8 protein-coding genes, 1 pseudogene and 1 CRISPR repeat array are annotated in these 9,472 nt (G+C 63.0%); of the genes and pseudogenes, 5 read left to right on the top strand and 4 right to left on the bottom strand.

Annotation, left to right across the window (positions count from 1 at the left end; all coding sequences use genetic code 11):
- A pseudogene (locus NS1_RS41075) lies at positions 1 to 1,228 on the top strand (MobF family relaxase); the annotation flags it as partial.
- Between the two features lie 78 nt (positions 1,229 to 1,306).
- Here NS1_RS41075 and NS1_RS36240 read toward each other — a convergent pair.
- From NS1_RS36240 to NS1_RS36225, 4 genes are all read right to left on the bottom strand, one after another.
- Positions 1,307 to 1,702 (bottom strand): hypothetical protein, encoded by a 396-nt coding sequence (locus NS1_RS36240; RefSeq protein ID WP_157125591.1) that lies wholly within the window; start codon positions 1,700 to 1,702, stop codon positions 1,307 to 1,309.
- Between the two features lie 20 nt (positions 1,703 to 1,722).
- Positions 1,723 to 2,142: a hypothetical protein gene (locus NS1_RS40600; protein WP_157125590.1), complete on the bottom strand. Its 420-nt coding sequence runs from the start codon at positions 2,140 to 2,142 to the stop codon at positions 1,723 to 1,725.
- Between the two features lie 286 nt (positions 2,143 to 2,428).
- The gene (locus NS1_RS36230) at positions 2,429 to 3,229 is read right to left on the bottom strand and encodes an inositol monophosphatase family protein (RefSeq protein ID WP_062991918.1); all 801 of its coding nucleotides are present in this window, start codon (positions 3,227 to 3,229) and stop codon (positions 2,429 to 2,431) included.
- Positions 3,201 to 4,076 carry a DUF5919 domain-containing protein gene (locus NS1_RS36225; RefSeq protein ID WP_063816367.1) on the bottom strand — a complete coding sequence of 292 codons (876 nt, stop codon included), beginning with the start codon at positions 4,074 to 4,076 and terminating at the stop codon, positions 3,201 to 3,203. Before NS1_RS36225 ends, NS1_RS36230 begins: the two co-directional genes overlap by 29 nt.
- A 641-nt stretch (positions 4,077 to 4,717) precedes the next feature.
- Here NS1_RS36225 and NS1_RS36220 point away from each other — a divergent pair.
- The 4 genes from NS1_RS36220 to NS1_RS36205 all read left to right on the top strand — a co-directional run bounded on the left by NS1_RS36220 (position 4,718) and on the right by NS1_RS36205 (position 8,407).
- Positions 4,718 to 5,122: a DNA-directed RNA polymerase subunit beta gene (locus NS1_RS36220; RefSeq protein ID WP_157125589.1), complete on the top strand. Its 405-nt coding sequence runs from the start codon at positions 4,718 to 4,720 to the stop codon at positions 5,120 to 5,122.
- 675 nt (positions 5,123 to 5,797) lie between these two features.
- A complete protein-coding gene (locus NS1_RS36215) occupies positions 5,798 to 6,649 on the top strand; it encodes an SAM-dependent methyltransferase (RefSeq protein WP_169812876.1) in 852 nt (283 codons plus the stop codon).
- Between the two features lie 63 nt (positions 6,650 to 6,712).
- Positions 6,713 to 7,843 carry a radical SAM protein gene (locus tag NS1_RS36210; RefSeq protein WP_218020009.1) on the top strand — a complete coding sequence of 377 codons (1,131 nt, stop codon included), beginning with the start codon at positions 6,713 to 6,715 and terminating at the stop codon, positions 7,841 to 7,843.
- 33 nt (positions 7,844 to 7,876) lie between these two features.
- Complete coding sequence (locus NS1_RS36205) at positions 7,877 to 8,407, top strand: class IV adenylate cyclase (protein WP_062991908.1); 531 nt, start codon at positions 7,877 to 7,879, stop codon at positions 8,405 to 8,407.
- 454 nt (positions 8,408 to 8,861) lie between these two features.
- Positions 8,862 to 9,439: a CRISPR direct-repeat array (repeat unit 29 nt; unit sequence CGGACCATCCCCGCAGGTGCGGGGCCGAC).
- Positions 9,440 to 9,472: the final 33 nt, after the last annotated feature.

Raw genomic sequence — 9,472 nt, 5'->3', positions numbered from 1 at the left:
GACCGCGCTGGACGGCGACGAGGGCGATATCTACACCGTGCCCGCGCACTACCCGCGTACCGCTGTCGAACATTTGCACCACGTGTTGGACCGCGACGGAGCCCGCACCTCGGCCCACACCGAACTCCGTGATGCGCTCGACCCCGCACGCAGGATCGGGCGCGCGGTCGATACCTATCTCGACACACTCGGCATGACCGCCGAAAACGCGGTCGGCACGACACGACTCGACACCATCGACCGCATCGCCGAACAACTCGTACCAGGATTGACCGATAGCCCCGCCTACTCGGTACTGCGCCAACACCTCGCCATGCTCGCCCTGTCCGGTGCCGACCCGGTCACCGAACTCCGCACCGCGATCGCCGCCCGCGAACTCGACACCGTCACCGATCCCGCTGCCGTGCTGGACTGGCGGCTGGACCCCAGCGGTAACCATTCCGCCGGACCCGGACCCCTGGCATGGACACCCGGACTGCCCACCGAAACCCCCACAACGACCGACGCCGATACCGCACCCGTGCAGGCACGGGAACGGATCGTGGCCGAACTCGCCCGACAGGTCAGCGACACCGCCCGCGCCTGGACCACCACTACGGCCCCGAAATGGGCGCGTCCCCTGCTCGGTACCGATCCCGAACTCGTGGCCGACCTCGCCGTGTGGCGTGCTGGGTTGCATGTCCCGGAGTCGGACCCTCGCCCGACCGGACCCGCCCGATACATCGCGATCGAACGCGCGCACCAACAACAGTTGCACCGCCGCATCCTCGAAGTAAACGGCAACACCCGCCTACCGCAGCACCGGTGGGCCGCGACCGTCGACCGTATCGACCCCCGCATCAGCACCGACTCCACTTGGCCGACCATCGCCACCAACATCGACGCCGCCGCCCGCGCCGGCCTCGACATAGAACGCCAGCTCACCGATGCTGCCGGAACCCGCCCCCTACCCGATGAAATGCCCGCCGCCGCACTCTGGGCACGCCTCGAAATCGCCGACACCGACCTCGCCGCCGCACCCGACCCCGCTGACAACACCACCTACCCCGCCCCCGACCGAACTGAACACACACACGAACCGGACCCACAAGCGCAAACCATCACCAACGCCGTGGACGCCGCACTCGGCGACACACATGCAGACTGGTCCGAAACCGACACCACCGCCGACGAGTTCGAACCCACCGGTCGGGAACCGGACACCGGGTACGAAGTCGACTGGTTGTAGTGCCGACAAATCACTAGATCCAACTGCCCGACAAGGACGCAGCGGCCGACCTCCATACCGGGACGACCGCCGCGGAGTTCAGCCCGAAATTCGTTTCTCTAGACCATCCAGGCGTAGATCAGGCAGGCGCAGTTCGGACCGACTGCCAAGAAAGCGAATGCTCAACACCCCGTCTGTGACAACGACTTCCGGCTCACCACCGGCACCCTCGGCGAGTGGCCACCGGTCACGCAACGCCATCGCGACGTCGTCCCGGAAATCGCCGAGTTGCCGCGCCAGTGTCTCACCGGACTCGAGTCGATCGAGCCCGTCCGACAGCGAGGCCGACGACACCAGGCGGGCCCGCCCCCCGCGCACCTCGAGCAACGTGAGATGTTCACCCGTCGCCTCGATGCTGAACGGTTCGGGTATGTGGGCGTCGAGCTCAGCCGCGATATGACCCATTACCAGGCCGCGCACGACGCTAACGTCCATCGATACTCCATCCATCGCACTCACCTCGCCGTAATCCTGCACTCGTTCACTGCTGCGACGTACAACTTCTTCTCCGACTCGGAAAAATGGTAACCCTGGAACTTGTAGGTGTCGCCGAGCTTCCAGTTGGTCTTGCCGTCTTCTGTCTCCCGGAGAACGGTGTGGAACGCGTCGTCCTTGAACGCGATTTCGACCGCATTGGTCCGGACGGGCTTGCCGTTGACGAAGTGCGTGGTGTCATATCGGCCGGGGCGAGCCGTGATCGGGTCGACTCGCCACCAGATGGTCAAGGTAGTGAAATTACCTGTCGCTCCCGGCCGTAGGTCAACGTTTACCTTGCCCCACTGTTCTTGATTCTCATAGTTGTTGCACGATGGAATCGCTGCCTGCGCCGGTGCTGCGGCGAGAAAAGGTGTGGCGAGTAGCCCAGCCACCAACACGAGTCGTGCACTATTCGTCCGAATCATATTGTCCCCCATTATATTCGGTCGCCCATCCCCCATGATGGTGCGTCCCGGCGATCAGCGTAACCGGGAGCGAACGCCTCGTCCATTGAAATACGCGTGAGCGCGCCGGTGGCGGGGACCTTCGTTCCGAACCTACCTCACGCAGCTATCAAATTTTGTTCGGCCGACGACGTGATGTCCTGGATTATTCACCGGAATCCGCGCTCAATACAGTCACTTATACGGCAAGCCTCCGCGGCCATCTGCCTGAGCCGACCACCTACGCGCCGTCATGTGCCCTAGCAACCAGCGACACGAGTTCCTTTGCGGTGAGGCTGTTCCCGGCGATGGTGTGCCGAGAATACGGGCTGTGCGTGCTGCCATCTGAATCGTAGACAACACCACCGCTCTCTCGGACAACGACTGCTCCCGCCGCGATATCCCACGGGTTGTTCGACAGGATCACACAACCGTCCGTGCTGCCATCGGCCACGCATGCGAGGTCGTAGGCTGCTGTTCCGAACATTCGAATACGTTCGGCCCGCTCGGCCAGTAGGGCTGTCAATGCGAGCCGAGGCCGGTTTCTTTCCATCGCGTCCTCGCCCACGGCAAAGTCGCCCATTGAGACAATCGACTCCGAAAGCTCAGAAGCGCTCGCGACCTGGATTCGCTCACCGTTTCGATAGGCACCCAGCCCGACAGCAGCATAGTATTCGAGGCCAAGTGCTGGCATTGCTATGACCCCGATAGTTGGAGTGTTGAATTCAAATAGCGCCAACGAGATTCCGAATAGCGGGATTCCGTGAATAAAATTGGAAGTTCCATCAATAGGGTCCAACGCCCAGAACGGCCCGCTGCGCGTGTGCGCACCCTGCCCCTCTTCGCCAAGGAACCCTATGCCTGGTGTTTTCGATTCCAGGAAGGATTGGATGCTCTCCTGTACCGCAATGTCGATATCGGTAACAAAATCGCGATCACCCTTCGATGTAACCGACGCGACATTCCTTGACTCAACTACGGAGACGCCGATGGAAACCGCGCTACGCGCAGAATCAAGCAGAGATTCCCTGGTTTTGTTCAACTATCGGCTCCATTCCCTCTCGCCACATCTCTTCGAATACCTCTGAGAATGTCTGAAATATGCCTCGGCTGCCACTTTGTCGCGCAACAAATGTTGGGGACTCCAGGCCGCGCGCGAACGGCAGGTACGGTTGCATTACGCAGACCTCAGAATCAACAATGCAAATGTTGAATCGAGCTGGCGCGTCGTAGATGCGGATCGCGATATTGCCGCCCATCGTAGAGTTCCATTTCGATCTAACCCGCTGCAACATATGAATATTAAGCCTTGTGAGGCTGGTCAAAGCGCCGGGCGCATGCCCCTCCTCCAGCTCTCGCGCTTGGATGCTCAGCCCATCAGGGTCGAGGAACAGGCACCGCATGAATGTGCCTTCCGTCATCATCCGCAGAACCTCACTGTCCGAGCATTGCTGACACAGGATATTAAGCGATATTCCCGCCAGGTCGATTGTTCGAGCGTCGCGGAAGAGATCCTGAGGCGAGCTTGACTCCAGGAAATCAGCTCTTCTCGGGAAAACGCTCTCAATATCGGACATCCTTTCCATTCGAACTTTTTCCGGCAACCCCCCTTTCGGCATCCGGTCAGATAAGGAGAAACCTTCATTGAATTCCGAGAACAGCTCGGCTGCGGTCCATCCGGGAAACATCTCCTGAAGTACACGACAATGGTGCGGGTAGGGAAGTGTTGATATATTCCCCGACAACCATCGGTAAAACTGAGCCTTCTTAGGCCCCGCTCCCACGGCCCCCGGATCAATCGCAACGGCGACTCTGTCATATTCACGATTGAACGCTGAAACTGTTTGGATATGCCGTTCTTGAAGTAGAGCTTTAAGGACCGTCCCCACGCCATACCCCTTGTCATTATGTGTCCAGCTCCGCTGATCGTAGCTTGGATGAGACACAGAAGAAACCCGATCAGACACCAAAGTTCTAGATAAGACATCCTCGGCGTCGCCGCGATACCGCTCGACGTATGACAGTTGACGACGAATAGCACCCACAACGGCTGTTGCATCGGTTCCCCGGTGCAACGAACGCCAACCAGTCAGCCCACGAGGAAGAACACGACGATGCAGCGAGCCTGTCTGACGAGCCACGCAAATCAAACAGCTGAACTATCAGCGCTTCTCTCACGTCTCAGCCATATCGGCCTGGTTCGTACCGTGTCGCTGCCCAAGCGCACCCCCGGCCAGTTCATAGCTGAGTTCGGTCCTGTACCTGTCGATCGTGTTCGTGCAGCGGTCCCCGACCCGGTCGCAACTGCTGGCGAGCGTGCGCAGGCTGCCCGATCATTCCTGCGTCGCCTCCCGATTTCGAATGCGAGGTCACCGGCATCCACCGCACCGTCGCTATCGCCGCCGCGACACGAGGCCACACCCCACGCGGGGGGTAAACGATGACATACGCGACACTTCCTTCCTCCCTGCAAGATTCGCCACTCTCGCGCAGCATGTTCTACCGGCGAATCTGTAGCCTGCCGACGTTCGTGGACACGGTGACAGGGCAGATCATGATGACGGCCGGATCGACCGGCGCGGTCATGATGCCGACCGACCTCGCGCAACGGGTCAAGGTCGAGTTGCACCGCCGCAACGTCGGGCCGTGCCCGATCATCGGCCACCCCCGCGCCCGGGCGTGGTCCTATCTCGTCCGCACCGGAGACATGCGCCCGATCGGTGACGCTGCCGTGCTCGCCGAACTCTGGCGCGCGCACGTGGTCGTGATCCGCGACGGCAACATCGTGTTGCCGTCGCCGAGCCCAAACCACCACGCCCACCGAACCTGGATAGTCCCCGCGACCACCCCCTTCCGGCCGTCGGGGACCACGGTGCTGGCCTGCGTCCGCCACGTCCTGGACGCGGCCAAACCGCGCACGCACGGCCCCTACTGACCTCGCCCGGAAGGACACCGACCGTGCCACACCCGAATGTCGATGCTTGTGTGCGGTCACCCTGTCCCGACGAACCCGATATCCACCTAACGATCCAATTTGCCAGTGTCCGAATGGATTTCGCTGCCTGCCTGACCGCCGCGATGGTGTTCGTGCAAGACATGGCCTCCCGCCGACCCTGCGCCGTCGCAGTGGACTCCGGCCACTGTGTCGGGCTGCCGAGGCTGCCGAACGAACGCCTTTTCCTACTGCCCTGACGTGAGCACTTCCGACCAATTGAATGGCCTTCGCGCCCGGTGAGGACCCGAGACACCTCACCCCGGCCAGCGCTAAGGCGGCCCCGGACTCGTACCCGGCGATGTGGCGATGTCCGGGGCCCACCAAACCTTGTCGATCTACATCCACCGAAAGCGACCGCCCGCCACGGGCACGGCCGCGACACCACAAAGACCACCTGAATACCTCGAGCCACCGGCGACCCCCGAGCCCGCCGGTTCGAGGGTGGGGAAACGCTCCCGGAGGCCGCCCAACCGGCCTCCGGGAGCACCCGCACCACCAACTGACCAGCAATATTGGAAGGCCCGACCAACTCCCACACCGTGTGCCCTTTGCCACGGACACCCGGAGTCGGACGGGGGACTTTCCGTCGCACACGACGCGGCAGGAGCCCCCACCGTGACCACCCACACGCCAAACCTGATCGACCCCTACCAGCCCAACCCCGCACGCCTGCATAGCGTGTTCCTCGGAGGGAAAGACCACTACGAACCCGACAAGTCGCTAGCCGACAACCTGTCGAGTAGCACGATCAGGCCCGCGCTCACCGAATCCCGGCGCTTCACCCGACGCGCCGTCGAATACCTCTCCGACCATCGCGGGGTCTCCCAGTTCGTCGAACTCGGGTGTGGCCTGCCCCACACACCGAACATCCACGACATCGCCGAAGAACGCAGCGACACCGCCCGAACGTTGTACGTCGACTCCGACATCCTCGTGGCCGCGCACGGGCGCGCGATGCTGCACGAAGGGCCCCGGTACTTCACTGATACCGACATCGCTGACACCGACGCGATCGTGGGCGATATCGCCGCGGCGATGGACATGACAGCACCGGTGGCGGTGTGTGTGTCGGGCACCGCGGAATGGATCAGTGACGCCCCCGCTGTGCTCGCGGCGTTGACCGACCGTTTCCCGGTCGGGACATGGCTCGTGTTCACCCATGTCACAGACGAGTTCTACCCCCACCACATCCAGGCCGCCGCCGAAACTCTGCGTCGAGCGGGCATCCCGTATTACCCACGCGGACGAGACGAGATCACGGCCATGCTCGCCGGGTATCAGCTCCTCGCGCCCGGTCTGATCGCCCCGCACCGATGGCCACCCACTCCCAGCCGCGACGACGACAGCGACGGAGAAACCGGAGACGACGACGGGGATGGAATTCGGAGGCTGTCGTCTACCGCACCGCGCCATCGCGCGGCGTGGGACCTGAGCGCATACGCCGCCATCGGCCAACGACAGCAGTAGAGAACAGGACCCGAAATTGCCGGGTTTCGCGCCCCTCGGCGGTCGCGACTTCGACTCACGCCGGTGCATCCCGACCGGCACCACTCACCACCGAACGAAGGGAGCACGGCTATGTCCCGTGCTGCAATCCCCGTCCACGTCGACAAAGACACCACCTTGCGCGTCAAAATCATCGACGCATGCGGTCTGACCTGCACGTTCTGCCATAATGAAGGTACGCCGGTAGCCGTTGATAACCGAGACCGTTTGCCAGGTGACTTCCTCGCTGCTGGGCCGAGCGGGCGCATGTCGATCTACGCCCAAAGCAACGGCGCGGCCTTCCTCCCGGCCCCGGTTCCCGGCAACGACGAATTCGCCCATGCGCTCACAGTGCTGGGTGACGCGCTGGAGCTGACCGAAGTACACCTGACCGGCGGCGAACCGACCTTGCATCCGGCCGTAGCCACACTGACCAAGATCGCCGTGGATGCCGGGCTACGAGTTGGTATGACCTCCAACGGTGAACGCGGCGAGCGCATTATCGCTGATTGCGCCGCCGCCGGCCTGGACCGGGTGAACTTTTCCATCTTCGGCACCACTGCATCCGAACTCGCCGACGTGCAGCACCCCCGCTACCGCAATCCTGTTCTGGCCCAACACAGAATCGACGCACTCGAACGCGCGATCACAGCGTGCGAGACGTACGGAGTCAAAGCCAGCGCCAACATCGTCGTCCCCGACTACACACACGCCCCACGAGTGCACCGACTACTCGATGAGTTCTCCTCGAACCTGACAGTGCGGTTGCTGATGTCGCTCGACCAAGGTGACAGCTCGATCACCGCGATCGAACGCATCCTCGCCGACCGGGGCGCTGTTGCCGAAGCCCACTTCGTCACCGCCGGAGGTTCCAACTCCCGCACCGCTTATCGCCTGCCCGATGGACGGCGCATCCTCTTCAAGCACATCCGCCCCGTCCGATTACCGGATACCTGCACCGGATGCCGGTTCAACAACGGCACCGATTGCGAGGAGGGCTTCTACGGCGTTCGGCTCTACTACGACCGAACCGGCACGTTCCAGGTCGGAGTGTGCATCCAACGCATGGACTTGTGCTTACCTCTAGCCGAGTTCCTGACAAGCCCCTTACGTACCGAAATCCTCAGGCTTCGCGAGGCCGAGTACACCCGGCTCACGACCCGCCGAGTCGGTTAACCTCACCCCAACGGCAACACAGAAGGAGCCCCCGTGCCCATCGAGCACGAAGCGAAGATCCTCGACATCGACCCCGACACCATCGACCGCCACATCCTGGACAAAGGCGGCCAAAAGCTCGCCGAGCGCTTCATGCGCCGCTACGTCTACGACATCACCCCCGGTGTCGACGGCAAGTGGATTAGGTTGCGCGACAACGGGAAACGAACCACGCTCGCGGTCAAAGAGATCACCAGCGACGCCATCGACGGCACGCACGAGGTGGAGGTGAGCGTCGATGACTTCGCCGCTACCAACGCTCTGCTCGAGATGATGGGATTCTCTGCGAAGTCATACCAGGAAACCAAACGGATCAGCTACACCCTCGACGGCGCAGAACTCGAACTTGACACCTGGCCCGGTATCCCTCCGTATCTCGAGATCGAGGCTGCAACCAAGGCCGACGTCGTCCGTGTCGCCGAATTGCTCGGCTATACCGAAGCGGACCTCACCGGCGAGAACACGATCAAGATCTACGCACGCCGCGGAATCAACCTCAACACAATACGAGAACTGCGCTTCTGACGACGACTTCCGTATTCCGCTGCGAAGCACATGGAACCTCATCGGCCGAGGGCAGCAATGCCGGATCAGGGCGAAGCGAAGACACACGAGATACTGCCCCATCCCTCACGGCTTCCCACGCAACACGACGGTCCGCATCGGCGTGGCGTGGCGCCACCGATCTAGAGAGCCATCTCCGACAGATTCGGCCTCGCCAATATTGTTGTGGCGCATCGTGTACGGCGTCAGGCGAGTGATTCGCAGCGTATTCAGGGCGGTTCCGAACTGGGCGATCAACGCCTCAGGGTCGGAGCCCCGCCATTGCGCTTTGCCACGAGCACCGGACCGAACCTGGGACCAACACAGCGGTCGCAGGCCGACCAGGTCGGTGTAGACCAGGCCCGCGCCATTGCAGGACCCATTTCCGCGGGTGCGGGGCCGCCTCACTCCTTGTGCACAAGAGCGGTGGCTGCCCAGGACCATCCCCGCAGGTGCGAGGCCGACGTGCCGGTCGTGTTCTGGGTGGTGTGGGATGTCGGACCATCCCTGCAGGTGCGGGGCCGACTCGAGACGAGACCACCGCGTGCGGCTACGCGCAGGACCATCCCCGCAGGTGCGGGGCCGACCTCGTTGAGGGACTCGACGATGGTCTCGCCCTCGGACCATCCCCGCAGGTGCGGGGCCGACAGACCTCACGCGGCGGTCTGGCCGCCGCGACGCGGACCATCCCCGCAGGTGCGGGGCCGACCGTTTCACCCCGGCCGGTGTCGCGGTCCCCAGCGGACCATCCCCGCAGGTGCGGGGCCGACATCACCGCGCTCGCCCCCGCCCTGACCACCATCGGACCATCCCCGCAAATGCGGGGCCGACCTGCGAAGCGATGCAAAACGGTGCCTGTTCGCCGGACCATCCCCGCAGGTGCGGGGCCGACGACCGCACCCCGCACGAGCGCTACGGCGCGATCGGACCATCCCCGCAGGTGCGGGGCCGACTGGCCGTAGTTCGCACTCGATCGACCCGCAGAAGGACCATCCCCGCAGGTGCGGGGCCGAAAAGGACGTTCGGGGCTGCGGTGTCGACGGCGGC

It is taken from the genome of Nocardia salmonicida NBRC 13393 (genome assembly GCF_001613085.1).
GTDB lineage: Bacteria > Actinomycetota > Actinomycetes > Mycobacteriales > Mycobacteriaceae > Nocardia > Nocardia salmonicida.
Note: the sequence above shows the minus strand (reverse complement) of the source record. Positions and strands in the feature narration are given on the sequence as shown.

Excerpts from the sequence above, each read along its gene's own strand:
- NS1_RS36240 (WP_157125591.1), bottom strand. The coding sequence starts at position 1,702 with ATGGACGTTAGCGTCGTGCGCGGCCTGGTAATGGGTCATATCGCGGCT.